The sequence below is a fragment of the Scytonema sp. UIC 10036 genome, assembly GCF_009725235.1.
Window position 1 is genome coordinate 68,026 of record NZ_WJFC01000034.1, and the last position, 16,593, is coordinate 84,618.

General features: G+C 39.4%; 6 protein-coding genes. 2 read left to right on the forward strand and 4 right to left on the reverse strand.

What is annotated here, in order from left to right:
- Positions 1 to 5 precede the first annotated feature (5 nt).
- Together F7734_RS18105 and F7734_RS18110 are read right to left on the reverse strand one after the other, a co-directional pair.
- Complete coding sequence (locus F7734_RS18105; RefSeq protein ID WP_155745988.1) at positions 6 to 9,497, reverse strand: hypothetical protein; 9,492 nt, start codon at positions 9,495 to 9,497, stop codon at positions 6 to 8.
- A 38-nt stretch (positions 9,498 to 9,535) separates the two neighbouring features.
- Positions 9,536 to 11,911, reverse strand: a complete 2,376-nt coding sequence (locus tag F7734_RS18110) for a 5'-methylthioadenosine/S-adenosylhomocysteine nucleosidase (protein WP_243146946.1) — start codon at positions 11,909 to 11,911, stop codon at positions 9,536 to 9,538.
- A gap of 30 nt (positions 11,912 to 11,941) precedes the next feature.
- On the opposite strand from F7734_RS18110, the gene F7734_RS18115 reads away from it, so the two are divergent.
- A complete protein-coding gene (locus F7734_RS18115; RefSeq protein ID WP_155745989.1) occupies positions 11,942 to 12,844 on the forward strand; it encodes a nucleotidyl transferase AbiEii/AbiGii toxin family protein in 903 nt (300 codons plus the stop codon).
- Between the two features lie 352 nt (positions 12,845 to 13,196).
- On the opposite strand, the gene F7734_RS18120 is transcribed toward F7734_RS18115, so the two are convergent.
- The gene (locus F7734_RS18120) at positions 13,197 to 13,487 is read right to left on the reverse strand and encodes a Calvin cycle protein CP12 (protein WP_155745990.1); all 291 of its coding nucleotides are present in this window, start codon (positions 13,485 to 13,487) and stop codon (positions 13,197 to 13,199) included.
- A 435-nt stretch (positions 13,488 to 13,922) separates the two neighbouring features.
- A complete protein-coding gene (locus tag F7734_RS18125) occupies positions 13,923 to 15,344 on the reverse strand; it encodes an NADP-dependent isocitrate dehydrogenase (RefSeq protein WP_155745991.1) in 1,422 nt (473 codons plus the stop codon).
- Between the two features lie 376 nt (positions 15,345 to 15,720).
- On the opposite strand from F7734_RS18125, the gene F7734_RS18130 reads away from it, so the two are divergent.
- Complete coding sequence (locus tag F7734_RS18130; protein WP_155745992.1) at positions 15,721 to 16,434, forward strand: GUN4 domain-containing protein; 714 nt, start codon at positions 15,721 to 15,723, stop codon at positions 16,432 to 16,434.
- Positions 16,435 to 16,593: the final 159 nt, after the last annotated feature.

Below are 16,593 nucleotides of genomic sequence, written 5' to 3' on the forward strand. Positions count from 1 at the left end.
TTTTACTATTGTTGCAAACGTAACTGTTCCAAAATATTTTGTAAATTCTGTAGCTTGGGTTGAATATCTTGGCAGTATGCACTAAATTCACGCAAAATAGTTATTCTTTGCCAAATTTTCTTGGTTTCTTCATCATCTATATCTGTATCGGGCTGAGGAATTTCAGTATGTTTCAGCAAATACAATAAATCAACAGGTTCGTACAAATGGGAAGGCGATCTATATGCACCCTCTAAAGGTTCTAAAAGTGTAATATCTAGTTTATTAGCAGAAATCCGATTCAGTATCTGACTTAATTTGTCGATGTGGGATGGCAGCAGTGGTAGTTTGAAGGATGACTTAGTCAGAGGTAAGGTGTGGTAAATATTAATCAGTTCTTTGGTAATTTCTGCATCAGCATCCAGTGTGGAAAAGACTAATATTTCACCTAATGCAGCTGATAGTCCATCAGCAATTGGGAGAATGTCCTTGATTGAATCTTCATTTCTCAATTTGACAGCATCACACAATTGTCTGATAGCCCCAATTATTTTTTCTAAGTTTTCGCGATCGCTTAGGTATCGGTCAATTTGCTGGAGTCTTTGCCACAGATCGTCAGTCCGTTCCCGGTTATCTTTCATACTCACCCAGTTTTGGTAGAGTACTTCTACGTGCAGACTGCGGAGCGATCGCCGACCAATGTTTTGGGTCATGTCAAAAGCTAGTTCTTGACATTCAGCAGTAAATTTTTCTACTTCTGTCGCCTTCCTCAATCGCAAACGCTCCAGTTGTTGACTCTGCTTTCTATTGCCATTCTTATAAAGTAGCAGGATAGCCATAATTCCAAAGGTCAGATTAATTTCTGGTTCGGAGTAATTTTTTTTAACCCATGATTTTGCTACTGCTGCTTGAAAGCGAGGATATCGGTCTTGTTGCGATTGTGGTGCTTCATATGCATCGTAGTAGGCGTAGCAGAGAAGTTTATCTAGATTGCTGGCTTCATGGGAAACAGGCTTGTGACTTGGTGCTTGACGCCATTGAAGGAAGTTAGCAAACTCCTGACTGTATTCGCCCGGTTTGGGGAAAGCCTTTGTCATCCACTGGGGTAAATCTAAAGCTTGGCGTTTTTTTCCACTAGGAACAACTGTCAGGGATTTTTGCTTACCGGAAATGCGGCGCACAACCTCTACCAGGATTTCTTTGTTTTGGTCGTTGGTGTTTAAATTCTCATTATCGTAGGTTTCGCACTCTAAAATTACCTTGGTAGTAAATGATTCTACCAAATATCGTCCCACAGACTTATCATTGCTTTTACTAATTACCTTAACAGTCAATTCTTCGCCAATTTTGAGGTTGCGGAATTGATTGCTCACTTCTGGTAGTTCAATGATAGAAACATAACGATTGTTCTTGGCAATCTTGACCTTGAAAGCACCTCTTCCTGACACAAAGATACTCTCAAGTTCTGGTTTAGTTATTGTTGTCCATGCAACTTGCGTGCTAGGTAGCCAGTAGAGCGCCATTCCATCAACAGAGCGGCAAATCAAACCTATTTTCGGCTCATCCAACTCGATAATATTCTCGTCAGAAACGGCGAACAGGGGTTGCACTAAAATCTTATCTCCAGATTCATCCTTCCATCCCACTAAAATTTTTTCGTCCTTGGTACGACGCACGCCAATAAGTACCTGATGATTTTTAAGTTCTTTTGCCACATAACCAAACAGTGATTCGGGTAAACCCGGTACAAGGAGGTCAATTCTCATTTTGATTAACCCACCACCGCGTCGTAGCAATACAGTACAGTTGTCAGGTAATATACCAACAACACGTGCCATACTGATTCGATGGGGAGAGATCCAAGTAGCAGATCGCAAATCCCGCACAGAAAAGAATAATTGATTGGTCGTTAGGGAAAAGCTCTCAACTGTGACTGGTAATGCACCCCCTAAAGATGCAAGCAATTCTCTCATACGATTCCAAATAATGGAAAATCCTTGTTCATCTTGACGAACTAAATCGCCAGTCAACTGATGGTTTTGCCAAGCAGCAGCTTCGTTTTTATCAACAACAGGTTGGAGATTTTCCCATCCCAATACAACTATATTGCCCGCATGGAGACCTAAAAATACGACATCTCCTGATTTTGGTTGACTTACAGGTAACAAACGATTGTCTGATGTCAGTTCGACTATCTCCCAAGTTGGGTCAAAATCGGCAAGAGGAAGTGTTAGGGTATACTCACCACGACCAAGAGCGATCGCTCCACGAGCGTTACATTTCTCTCGTACTACTGGTAAAAAGCAACTGCGAGAACCAAAAGCTTTACGCGGTCCGGGAATCCAGTTTAAAAGCGCTACTTTTTCAATTTTTACAGGATCGGTAACAACGACCTGGAGTTCCACGCAATCGCCCGGTGCAAAACCTTCCCAATGCAGATTTGCCAAAGATATTTCTGTGACTCCTTGTTTCCAGACAACTAATTGGGCTGGTAACTCTACAATCCGCCCTGGTACTAGTTCAATCCACAAACCGCCCTTGTCAGAAGTCCCCGCTACAGTATAAGTAGCGCGTTTTCCTGGTTTTTTCCCTAAAGCAGCAATGAGTTCATCCACTGGAAAACCAAATCGCAGAAACTCGCTTTGTGTATATCTCAGCCGCAAACTATTTGAGTAATTCTGAAAAAACAGCGGACCTTTTTGCACGCTATGGTCGCCCAGTTGCTCGCGGTCAAATCCATCCCCAGACCAAGTTCTAGTAAATTTATCGTGGTAACGCCATTTTTCTGTTTTACATCTTTGGATAATTTCTTGCACTGAGGAATCAGCAAATGAGAGTTCTAGCCAGGATAAATTGCTACAGTCTGAAGGATTGACATTTTGACCTAAAGGTACATACTTGACAAGCAAGCTATCTTCTGAAACCTCCAGCCTACCGACAGTAAAGTGACTGGTTAACGGAACAATACGATAGTATTTCCCATCATTACCCAGACAAGCGACTTTGGGATGGGACGTCTGCATCAACTTGACAAACTCTTTTGCCCCCGGTTTTTGCCAAGAATAACTACTTTGGGGATGGTAACTGGCTGGAGATGCTTCGATGTTTGGTAAACTCCCAATTGTAAACCCCTCCCAAATCTCTTGCCAGTATTGGTTATCGTAAACTTTACCTTCTATCCAAGCATCTACGTTTTTATCTTTAAATAATTTATCTTTTGGCAAAACCACCACGGGGCGAATGTCATCTTTGGGGACGTAACGGAAATCTCCGAAAGCTGCACGGGTGATGCGGAAACGATAGGATTTTTTGTCGCTTGTGATATTATCAATTTCGATACGAACACTTGTTCCTGGTGTTAACTCATCTGGAAATGATTCAATTTGCTCGGATTCAAGATAAACGAAGATACCAGGTTTTAGTTCAATTTTCACACCTTTTTGGGGAGAAGATTCAACCACAGAAGCCAATGCCAAACCTGCGGAATTAACTTCATGAGCTAGTACTGAAGCTTTGCGAGATGGAGGGTTAACCATCAGAGACGGATTTATTCGACCGATGCGATCGCGACTGAGACGAACCAGTAAAATATCTTCTAGAAATGATTTTTCTCTGAGTTCTGTTTTATAGCAACGAGCTAATAAATCTTGTCTGATGGAAAACTCGCGCCGCAGTAACAATATTGATTCCTGCATATCTTCGCCAATATTGTTAGTGCTTAATTCTTGTGGTGGGCTAAGTTCTAAACCCATGTCGTTGTATGTTTGTGTAATTTCACCTGCTTGCAGAAACACCATCTCATTATCTTGGAGATTTTCTAGGGGGCTTTCTTCTGAAGTCGGGGGGTTAAAAGACAAGCGAACGGGTTCAAATAACACTTCTTCGCCACGACTTTCTTTATATTTTTTCTCGTCCAGTCGCCCTAAAATTACGTATTTTTTTTCTGAATCCTCCGAGCGCAAAAGATTTGACAATTGTGCTTCGCTTTCGTTATTTTTGAATTTTAGTTTGGCTTTGACTCGCTCAAAACTGCGATTTGTTTTTTTGATGGTAGTTTCATCAAATCCATCTACAGATTCAATTGTCACGCGATCGCCTGAAACTTTCAAATGCAGCAGATGGACAATTTTATATTCTGACCTTTGGTAGAATAGCGTTCTTCCTTGAGAAAATTGCAAATCCACGCGGTTAATATTAATAATGCATCCTGTTGCATCTTTTGTTTCATCCTGATTTTCTTCTTGCTGGAAAGTCAGATGAGTAATTAAGTCACCATGGCAGATTAACAATTGTGTACTTTTAAATTCTTTTCCATTAAATCGCAGTTGACTTTCTGGAACGAGAAGCGTTTTTCCATATCCAAATTCAAAACGATGGTGTGTTTCGCTGTAGCGATTGAAATAGATTCTGTCACTATCTTCTGCACCGACATAATACAGTTTCAGGGCTTTTAACTCAAACCTTTCATCGTAATTAACACCTCCCAGAATTTTTGTGCGGAATTCTATAGGAGTGCAATGAGGAACTCGGCGTAAGGATGCAGTGATTTCCTGATTATTTTCTGTGAACAACCATACTTTGGCATCACGAGTATACCTACCTTCCATAACAAAAACTCCCTCATGTGCTGCTAGAGATACCACATCTGTCCAGCTTGTTTTCTCTTTTGTGGGAATTTTTAGATTTTCCAGTTTTACTTTGGTATTGCCAGCTTGCAAAGTTGCATCTAAGACACAAGGCTTATGACAATATTCTTCCCATTTTTGTAATGCAACTTCATGAGAAATTTCTGCACTGCGTTTTGCTGAGGTTTGTTTTCTTTGCCTGACTTCTTGTAATTCAAATTCTCGGCGTAATTCAAACAAACCATCACGTTTCATATAAAGATATAACTGGACGCGATTAATTGCTAAATTCCCGTAGGGAGTGTTGGCACTACAATTACCGATTAAAAGCTGGTCGGCAATTTGCAGTACGGCGCGTCGATATAACATTCTTCTTTCTGTCCAATTTTGATTTTGAAATTTAGAAGAATTTTTTACGTGACAATCACGCTGCAATCCCTGACGGAAATTAATTCCATCACCGATTGCTAAATGACCAACCTGTTTATAATTTTGCAGCAAAAATACAAATTGTCCCGGTTTTAATTCGGCGATCGCTTTGTTTTCGCCATCAGGAATGCCAAGATAATATAGCTCTTGTTTTTTGGTAGATAAATCCTTTTTTTGCCACAGCGCTCTTACAGAGATACGTGGTGTGAGAATAAGGAACTTCCAACCTGTAGCTGTTTGTTCTCCAATAATTTGACTACCCAACCTCGGACTTAATTGCTCTAAGTTACTGATGGTGATTTCTTGGGGAATTGGTTGAGTGTCTGTTTTCCAGAGGATTTTACATAAGCTTCCTTCGTTTCTTTTGGGAAGAAGAATAAATATTCCTTTACAAGAGTTATTTGCCCTAACTTCTGACGGAATATCATTAATATTAATATCTTGAATATCTAGGGGTTTTTCATCGAATCTGATGCTGAAGATTTCTCCAATTCTTGGTTCTTCAATTTTAGGTCGCTGCTCCGGTGAAATTTTTTGCATTGTCAGAGATTCTGCTTCAACCCGGACGCGGATATTTTCCTCCGTTAGACAGATGACAAAGCCATTGTCTTCATTACTGAGAGCAGTAATTGCTTGTTGAATCGTTAGGCGATCGCCCTGTCGAATGTACAGCCATTTGTTTAAAAATTCTTGCCATTTACTCGGTGACAATTTGATTTCGTTGTATTGTATATGTTCTACCCGTACAAAAGCTTCCCGCAAATTCCACTGTCCTGGAATCGGAATAAATTCAGCTATCTCTAATTGTCTGACTCGCCAATCTTCTTCCCATTCCACACGTACTTTGCGAGGATAACCGGGAGCAAAATCTTGTTGCAGGTAGTAATACCATTGTTTTCCCTCTTTTTGTGCAACATAGCTTTCATCACTATCACTGAAAAGCTGTCGCCATTGAATATTGCGATCGTCAAATGGCGATTTGAGTTGAGGATAAAACTTTTCTAGCTCGGCATTTTTAATTGAGGTTTTTACCAGTGCCAGACGGACTATATCATCATCTACGATCGCAGGCTCTACAACCATTAATAAACTGTGGGGATTATCTAATTCGCCAATCGCTTGCTCAATAGCCTGAGCATCTTCAGCAACAAATGCATCCCTTGTTAATAAATAGTTTTCTCCTGGTTGTCGAAATAAACGCCAAGCTTTTTCACCAAATGATTCGAAAGTTTCTTCAATAAAAGTTAATACAGCAACATGACTGGTATTGGCATCTGTGAAAGCAGTTAAAATTAGGTCATTTAGATCGCGATCCAGAGGTATCCATTGACCTTTATCTGTATACTGAGCAAAAATGGGTCTTATTTTTTCTTTTGCTAATTCCTGGAAATCACGGGAGACGTCAGCATACCAGAGATAATCTTTAAAATCTAGAGATTTCTTCCACCTGTCGCTGATTTTTCTTTTCTGAATATCTCCCACCTGCAATCGGGTTTCTAAACGGCGTATTGGCTTTTTTTTCTCTTCTGTATACAAGCACCATTGATGTTTTTCTTGGTGTTTCCATATATTTAATGTTAGGTAGTCACTAGGCTCTAAATCCCACTTTTCCGTATCTTGATGAATGATATAAAAGGGAAAGCCGCAATTAAATGTATAACTATATTCGTTGTTCTCTAACTCTTCTACTTGTACCAGAACAGCTAGCACCCAGAAAGGCTTACTGCTGCGTTCTATGATGTTTTGAACTTTAGATTTAGATTCTTCAAAGAGATTTTCGGCTCCCGCTAAGTCAAAATCTTCGTAGAAGAGGGTAGCTGTAAATCTATTTGGGTCGTAAATTGCTGCTTTGATGAGCCAGTCACCAATTAGATTATTCTCATCAGATTGGATGATTTGTTTCTTTGTCCCCTGTAGTTCGACCTCAAATTCTTTTTTTCTCAACTTTGTATTCAAACATTTTTCGCTGAGGGAATGCTGGCGAATAATTGCCAACTTTTGACTCAATTTTTTGTTTCTATCTTTCCAACTATAATAAATGATTTTAGACAATGCCGCTTGAAAGAGTTCAACTTTTTGCAAATTAATGCGAGTAGCGATTGGATCTTGAGCGCTTCTGGTATTTTGTCCCTGTCTTAAACTTAGAGAATGTTGTTCCAGAAACTTGTGCATTGCCAGAAGTAAAGTTTCCTGTAATTCCCTAGTTTCTGTTTTTAGCTTGATAGAATTAGCGCTGTTTTCTGTAAAATAAATATATTGAATCATCTGCTTCAAGTCGTATGTGCAGCCATACTCTAGCAGCATATAGACAATAGTTTTTTGCTCAACGGGTGAAAGATCGAGATGGGGATGAGCTAGCAGTTCCACCAGACGCAGACGAGTAAACCGATCCAAATTTTCTGTTTTACTCAACTGATTTAGACAATCTTGCCATTCACCACGCCATCGTTGAAATGGCGATCCAATCAAGTCATTAGATGAGTTGATAAGTGAGACAAACCGTTCTGATGCTCTGATAAAAAGACTCGATAGGTTGAGATTATTTTCATCCCAGTCTGGTTTGTGCCATTCTTCTGGAGGCAAATCTGGCTCGGTTAGTAAAAGCGATCGGTGATGAATATTCCAGCTCCTATTTGTTTGTTTTCGCCAGTCAAATTTTGCGTAATCTCTGAACTCTTGAGGATGCAGAAAACGCATGACTAAAGCAGCCTTTTGATTGACAGGGAATTCATGTTTGCCATGCTTGTGATAACTGTAAACCTCTGAGATTAAATTGAGCCAGCGTCCAGAAGCTTTTTTTCCAATTGCACTCGTGTAACCATCAGCAATCCAGGACATTAACACTTCTGGGAACACTGATTCTAAAAATTCTTTCTCATCACCTGAAACTATATGACTTTCGTCAGCATTATTCTGCTCGCGAAGAATTTCTACAAAACTTTCTGGAGATATGGACTCTAATTGTCCTGTACCCACCAATTGAATCTGTCGTTTGCCAAAGAGTACTAGTCCGGTTAAAGGCAGAGTTAGCAATGTATTTTCCTGAGAGTCATTGCTTTCATAATTATAGGTATTGAGAAATTTATTATAAGTTTTATCAATGACATCTGAAGCATGAGCAATGAGTTTACTAAATTCCTGACTGTAAAGATTATCTGGTGTTTGCAAAAGTCCGATCGAAACACATGAAGCAACAATCAAACGAATCAGATTTTCTGATTTTTCAGCAGTTGGATAGCGCCGCTTATTCTGTGCGCTTCGTTTCATGCTAATCCAAGGTGAAACAAACAGCCATTTATGTTCATCTTCTAGTGGTAAATTATATCCTTGATTGGCTGAAATCGATACTCTTTCACCCCGCACACTTAGCAAAGATTTGAGTTGTCCTTTCCAATCTTCGGCAACATTTTTATAGGAACGCCAAATTTCAAGATTTTCTGGCACTTCTTGCGGAGGTAGCCAAAACTTTCCTAGCTCTTCAGCAGATGCGATCGCATCAAGTTGTGAAGCTACTTCCCATAAAACGCTTTGCCAATATATAATGGGCAAATTTTTCCCCAAATACTGGTTTGGCTCAATCCCAATCCGGCGTAGGGGAACATAAAATTCTTCCGAGTCAAACTCTTTTGTATTTTTTTGCTTCCTTTTTGTTGTCAGGCGACGTAGCTCAGTGAGTTCTATAGATTCATTGATAATTTTCTTAACTGCTTGTTTGTTGTCCTGATTAAGTTCGCTTAAAATATCTCTTGACCAAACTAAAGCAAAACTTTGTAGCAGATCCGGTTCTAACGCGATCGCAGAAAACGGAGTTTCTTTGATTAGAGACAGCAACTCATCAGGCTGTTCAAACGCTGTTAATTGGTAAATTTGGATTGCAAGCCGAAATGCTAGACGTCCATATCTATAATCTAAACTATCTTCAAGCAGTGATTTAATTTCAGAAGTTTCATTGCCTATTTCTGCTTCCAAAGCACCTGCAAAATCGAGCTGATATTCTAACTGAGTCACCACGATCGCTAATACCAGCGTTTCTAACAGAAATTCTTTCAAATCTAGATACGGAGTGCGAATTTCGCTGCTATCTTTTCTAGGTGTTGCTTGTATAGCTTCTATTAAGGATCGGATGATGAAGCTGATTTCAGCACCATCTAACACCGCATTTATTAACTTTTGATACTTTTCGTAAAGTTCTTCCGATAAGTTTTCAATTAAGTCATAAAAATATGGTTTAACTATGACATCTTCGATAGCTTGTGGTAAATCCGTGCGCTTGAGAGACTTTAATACTTGTGGTAGCGCATACACCTGCATCCAAATATCCGTGCGTCGTAACTCGTCATAAGCTAAGTAGAGAATTTGTCCATCACTTTCCGTGTTTTCTAGTGTTTCTAGAATCGCCAAAAATGTTTTTGTACTTGTAGGACTAGCTTTAATACAGCAGCAAAAATACCAGTCAGTCAGCATTTTCAGCGCCTCTACCTAGCTGATGTAGTTTGTATTACTCATATAGTATAACGCTGACAAGCCAGGATCTGCTCTTGAATTTCACTGTCACTACTTATTTGCTCGTGTTCTTCCCGAGTACACAACCCAAAAACCGCACGCTGTTCTTTGTTAAAAGTTAATAATTCGCTGATATATTTTATACTAGGCGGAACAGCCATCAGTACCCAAGCTATAATTGGTCTATCAAGTCCTATATTTTGGAAATTTTCTAACAGTAGCGGTAATTCAATCTCAATTCCTGCGCGAACCGCAAGTGCAATTTGTTCGTCTTTTGCAGACTCTAAAAAAGATTCAGCTTCTACTTTTCCCAAGCAAAAATCACATATATATAAATATGGTTTTAGTAAACTTGTCTTTAATCCTTCAATCAAATTTTTAACTTTTTCTGGATGATTGGGGAACTGTCGCAAAATTGCCCATGTTAAATTATTAACAGTAGTTTCTAGAAATACATTCAATTCTCTCCCTATTGGTATATGCTCATTTCGGAGTGTACTAGCTTCAAACCAACTATCCATTAGGATATCTGATATAATTGGGTCTGGTTGCGAGCAAGCCAGTCTCAGCGCTTCCATTGTTTCTTTCCGACTATTGCTCGTGACACTATTTCCGATCTTTTCTATCAGCCCTTGTTGCTGGCATTGATGGATATATACTGACTTTAAAATCAATGTGTGTATTGGAATTTGCAAGCACTTTTGAGCTATGCGATCGACTAAATTTATTACCTTTTGTTGCTGATGGTAAATATTGTCAGAATGATGAATATGAATAATAATAGAAACTTTAGATGAATCAAAAATTTTATTCGTTAAAGCATGACACCAATTTTGTAGATGCTCGCTCAGTGTTTGATTTAAGTCTTGAATGACCTCTATAAAAATACCTAGAATAATTGCATCTGGTAATCCCTCACTTTGTAAATATTCTACTAATTGATTGCTTGATTCTAAGACTAAGGCTTCGTCCCATACCTGAGACTGGTTTTTAGGTATCTTGGAATCTAATTTAACAGCAATTCTTATCCACCAACGAGTGGGTATTTTTAGAGAAGATTGATTGTTGTTAGTGTCAAATAAGAATTGCTCAACAGATATTAAATTTTTATATACATCATCATTTTCTTCCCCAACAATAATACCAATAAAACTTCCGCGATTTAGTCCAAATTTTGTACTTATATCTACAGGTAACCATTTATATGTTGTCCGCTCTTGAGTCAAGTCAAACGCAGGTTTAGCAGTAGTTGAAAAAGGTTGATCTAACCCTGCATTTGGAGCAGGTAGAATATTATTGCCTAATAATGTTACAGCTTTTTTAAAGGCTGGCTCACCTTGATTTTCCTTATATAATTCATTAAAAATTTGATATAAATTAATCCTTGTCAGTCCTTGACATTTATCTATAAATTCTTGTACAGTCACTCTAAAACTTTGATTATCTCTTAATTCTTCTATGGGAAACCCAACACCGCTAATAATAACTAAAAATAGTCTCGGCTCAATTTTATACAATTTTATTATTGCTTCTTTTATGTCTACTTTGATATTTCCTAGATATTTTTCAAAATCATTATGACTCAATTGAAGACTTCTGCGATCGCGTTGAGTCTCTACTGGTTGTGAAGATGTAATGTTTGTTTGTACATCTAGTTTCGCCAAAATCTCAAAAGCAAAGGCACTAGCATGACGGGCGGCAATTTCCTGAAAACAAGACACATCTGCTTCAGCTTCGTGGAAAATCAGGTTAGAAATGCCTCGAACAATGAGTGCTGATACCTGGTGATTTGCATAAGCCGCTTGCAGTAAACCTCTTCCCTCCATTTCTACCGCTACTGCATCGCCATAATTTGACATTTCTCCGGTGGCAATGGGCGCAACGAAGACACGAGGAGAAGTATTTGTGCTAGATTTTAACCTTTGCAGCCAGTCAGTTTTTCTTGCTTCCGCTCTAGCTCTATGTATTAAATTATATGTGGAAAGCCCCACATCAAGTTTGGGTTCATATTCCAACTTTATTTTACCCAAGCTATAATTATATATCTTTGTTGCAGCCACGACATCACCGAGGGCAACATCTTTAATACCAACCGCGACTCCAACAAAAAATATCACATTGGGGTTAAAGTAAGCGATCGCTCGTTCCGCCTCCACTGCTGCTGTAGAATTCCCCGCACCAATCTCGACAATACCCACTTGCCAAACCTTACCATTGCCAGCAAATATGCCTTGCTCGTAAATGGTTCCTTGGGGATGCATTTCTTCCTGAAGGTTCGTCAGATGAGCGCGAACAGCCATATACTCTAGAGGAATAGCAGTGAGTATAACCGCGCAGGGCATATCTTGACCTCTTGGGTAATTTGCGATTTTCATATTGTGCTGTTTTTTTTAGAATTAGCTACTATGCCTCATCCACAAAACCTACCGTTCCTAGAATCCGTTGGTTGGCAGCTAAATAATGTCTATCAATTGACAGAGAAAGAAATGATCCAATTGTATCAACGCAATTGGTATCATCAAACTACTTTCAATAATTTAAAGGAAGAAGAAAAAGATTTTGTTCATTATTTAGCCAAAAAATACAATTCTTGGATATTGCCAGATTTAGAAATGTTTCATATAGAACATCATAATAAAATACTGAAAATCCTTAATGCTTTCAATCCAGAAGTTCTTAAAAAAGCTTCTGCACACTTCGCAGGTGGTACCCTCTTGGCGTTAGAATATGATGAATATAGGCTTAGTAAAGATATTGATTTTCTCATACCCTACGGAACTGAAAGTTATAGATATTTAAGAAAATTGCTGTACGATGAAGGAATTACTGCATTATTTCAAAGCATAACAGATATTGAATTAGGTGAAAGTACAATAAATCAATATGGTATCCGTTTTCCTGTTACCGTCAACGAAACGAATATTAAAGTAGAAATTGTAGTCAATGGAGGTTTTACCTTAGATCCCCCTGTTTATCCAAATTGGGCTAATAATATTCCTAGCTTGAGTATAAGCGATCGCTTCACATCAAAGCTTATGGCTAACGCCGATAGATGGAACGATGCAAGCACACAATCGAGAGATTTGATTGATTTAGCAATATTGCGCGTAAATAATGAAATTCCTTTACGAGCAATTGCTAAAGCGGAAGAAACCTACGAAGTGAAAAAGCCCCTAGTTAAAGCTATCAACAATTTCATTGATAAAGAAGAATACAGAGATAAATGTTTTCAACAGTTGAACGTACTTGACAACAAAATTCCAGTAATAATGAATGGAATTAATTTGCTTTTTATCGAGTTTAATTAAATCATACACAGTGTTTTACTCCCTTATCGCTATAAGATTACCGATATGCTTTTCCTCTTAATCCCTTGCTCATTGCGTCTTTGTGGTTCATTTAAATAGGTAATCTTCGAGCGGAAAGGGAGTCATTCATATTCGAAATTGTATAAACAGAATTAAATCTTAAATCGTCAAATGTATTGTGTAGGTTGGGTAGAGCAAAGTGACGCCCAATAATTCGATTAAATGTTGGGTTTCGTTCCTCAACCCAACCTACTTTATAAATTATCTCTTATACAAGAAAAACCGCCTGAATATTTAGCAATTCAGGCGGAACCTTTAATGGGAGTGACTATTAACATAGCCACCTGTAAATTTAGACATCATAAATTAAACATTCAATCGCATTTGGGTTTTCATCGCAATATTGCTCTAAAGCCGTTTTGCGATGTGCTGCTAACCTATGAGATTTCTCTGCTTGCAACTCTTCAACAACATCCCAAGCTACAGCGCAGTCAGTTGAACTATTTCCTTTCAATTCACAAGTTGTGCGAGCTTGCTCAATAGCTTCTAGTATTGTTTGTTCTAAAGTTTTGGTACTTCCATTACCACCGATTACAGAAGTGGCATTCACACTTTCCCAATTGGCATCTACAGTTTTAGTCATTAGCTTCTTGATGCTCTCTTTCAAAGTTTAACAGTCGGTATAGAGTTCTATCTCTAAAGCTGACTCTTTTAATATATGTACAATTTCATATGAAATAGTGTATCAAACCGTAACTTTTATGGGTTATTTTCCGTACTTTAATGAGGGGCTACAAGATCCCCGACAACTCATGCGGATACAGATGGTCGGGGGGTGAGACCCCTCATTCGCTACTCTCTCGTCATAAAATTTTGATTCAGGCGGTAATTCCTCATCTTTCCTCCTCTGCGCTCTCTGTGCCTCTGCGGTTTAAAAGTAATTTATTTAACCGCAGAGGCGCAGAGTACACAGAGGTAAGAGGTGAGATAGCTATCGAGCACCTGAAGTTTTTATCCACCTTAACAGGGATAGCATTTTTCACCCTACCACCAACCACTAACTACTAACCACTAACCACTACCCAAAATGCTGAATAATTGCTTGAGCAAATTCAGAACATTTTAAAGGTTCTACGGGTGGTTCTAACAAACGTGCCAAATCGTATGTAACTTGACGGTTTGCGATCGCATCCCCCAACCCTTTCTTAATCAAATCTGCTGCTTCTTGCCAACCCAAGTACTCCAGCATCATCACACCGGACAAAATTACCGAACCAGGGTTCACCCTATCCAACCCAGCGTGCTTGGGTGCGGTTCCGTGGGTTGCTTCAAAAACAGCACATTCATCGCCAATATTTGCCCCAGGTCCCATACCCAGTCCGCCGACGATCGCTGCAGCCGCATCAGACAAGTAATCTCCATTTAGGTTCATAGTCGCTAAAATGGAGTACTCATCGGGTCTAGTCTGGATTTGTTGGAAAATACTATCAGCAATGCGGTCATTAACCATGACTTTATCTTTCCACTTGCCATTCCCGTGGCTTTCCCAAATTGAATCTAGAACTGCTTTCACTTCTTCAACAATTTGGGCTTGCTTGTCCGAAGTTAAAGCATCAAACCCAGGTTCGATCTTTCGGGCATTATCTTCCAAAGAGAGATTGGGATTTTGCTCTTTGTTACTCAAAATCCAAGATTCCCGTTCGGTGACGCACTCCTGGCGAAATTCGCTGACTGCCAATTCGTAGCCCCAATCCCGGAAAGCCCCTTCGGTGTACTTCATGATGTTGCCTTTATGCACCAGAGTCACCATTTGCTTGTTCAGTGGAAGTAGCAAAGCGTGTTTGATCGCACGTCTTATCAGGCGTTGGGAACCAGTTTTGCTAATAGGTTTAATACCTATTCCAGAATCCAAAGGAATTTGCTTTTTCCCGTGTTCTGGAGTCGCAGGAATCAGTTCTTTGTTGAGGATAGAAATTAAGCGATCGCCAATTTCACTTCCTTGACGCCACTCAATTCCCAAATAGATATCCTCCGTATTTTCTCGATAAATAATCACATCCAGTTTTTCTGGAGTTTTATGAGGAGAAGGAGTTCCTGGGTAGTATCGGCAAGGGCGTACACAGGCATAGAGGTCAAAAATTTGACGTAATGCCACATTCAGGGAACGAATACCACCACCAATAGGAGTTGTCAGAGGTCCCTTAATTGCGACACCGTATTCCTTAATTGCCGTAAGGGTATCCTGAGGCAAATACTGGTAAGTTCCGTAAACTTCGCAAGCCTCATCCCCAGCAAAAACCTTAAACCAACTAATCTTGCGCTTGCCCTTATAAGCTGTTTCCACAGCCGCGTCAAGAACCTTTTGAGCAGCAGGCCAAATATCTATTCCCGTACCATCACCTTGAATAAAAGGGATAATTGGATTGTCAGGAACAACAGGCTCACCGTTTTTGAAGGTGATTTTTGCTCCCGTTGTAGGTGCAGTAATTTTCTCGTACATTCAACGCTCCTGATGGCTATGCTGCAACGTCTGTGCTCTTGGGATATTAAACCCGAAAATGAGAAACTGATGATTGGAAGGCGAGAAGATTTTTTTGCGTCTTTATTTGGTAAATTGGTAAGCAACCTCCGAATCCAGTTCAGAGGCTTCAGCAAGACAAAACGTTATTAGATGAGGCGCAGAGAATTTTCTTCCCCTATTCCTAGAGTGTTTGGCGTGCCTTGCTTGGAATTTGCCAAACCGTTGCTATTTTACCGCCTATACACTTTCCACGTCTACTGTGTGAGCAGAGTTCCTATTTTCAAAACAGTACGCTATAAAACAAATTGATAGCTTATAGCTTGTTCACCGATCGCATTTTACGAGTAATTACTGCATGACAGACCCAATGATTGTATCAGGCACTGCTACTAACATCGAATCCCTCCGCCAACCCTTAGTCGCTGGGTCTCTTCAAATCCAACAGCAAGTGATTCCACAGCTTGCTAACCTGGGAGAAGGGGGATTAGATGTTTTAATGGAATTTTTATATGAACGCCGTAACAATCCAGCAACTTGGGTAGACGGTAAAGTTTACCAAGTGCTTTATACCTCTGATTCACCCAAAGCCAAAGAATTTTTACAAAATAATTTTCCTTCAGGAATAGTTCCCTTAAAATCAGATGGCAATATTGATTATAGCCCCATACAGAAACTGCTAGCAGAGCAGGATTTTCAAGCTGCCGATCGCATAACTATACAAAAAATGTGTGAACTGGCAGGCCCCAAAGCAGTACAAAGAAAATGGCTGTATTTTACCGAAGTCGAGAATTTTCCAGCCACCGATTTACAAACATTAAACTCCTTATGGGTAGTTCATTCAGAAGGAAAATTTGGATTTTCCGTCCAAAGAGAAATCTGGCTGGGCTTGGGAAAAAACTGGGATAATCTTTGGGAAAAAATTGGTTGGAAAAAAGGCAATAACTGGACTCGATACCCCAACGAATTTACTTGGAAGCTCACTGCTCCTCGAGGACATTTACCCCTATCAAACCAACTAAGAGGTGTCAGAGTTATGGCTTCTTTACTATCTCATTCGGCATGGAGTTAGTGGATAGTGGTTAGTGGTTAGTGGTTAGTGGTTAGTGGTTAGTGGTTAGTGGTTAGTGTTTAGTGGTTAGTGGTTAGTGGTTAGTGTTTAGTGGTTATTGGTTAGTGATTATATATTATAATAGATTGTTAATTAAAAATAAAAAAAATTATAAAAATA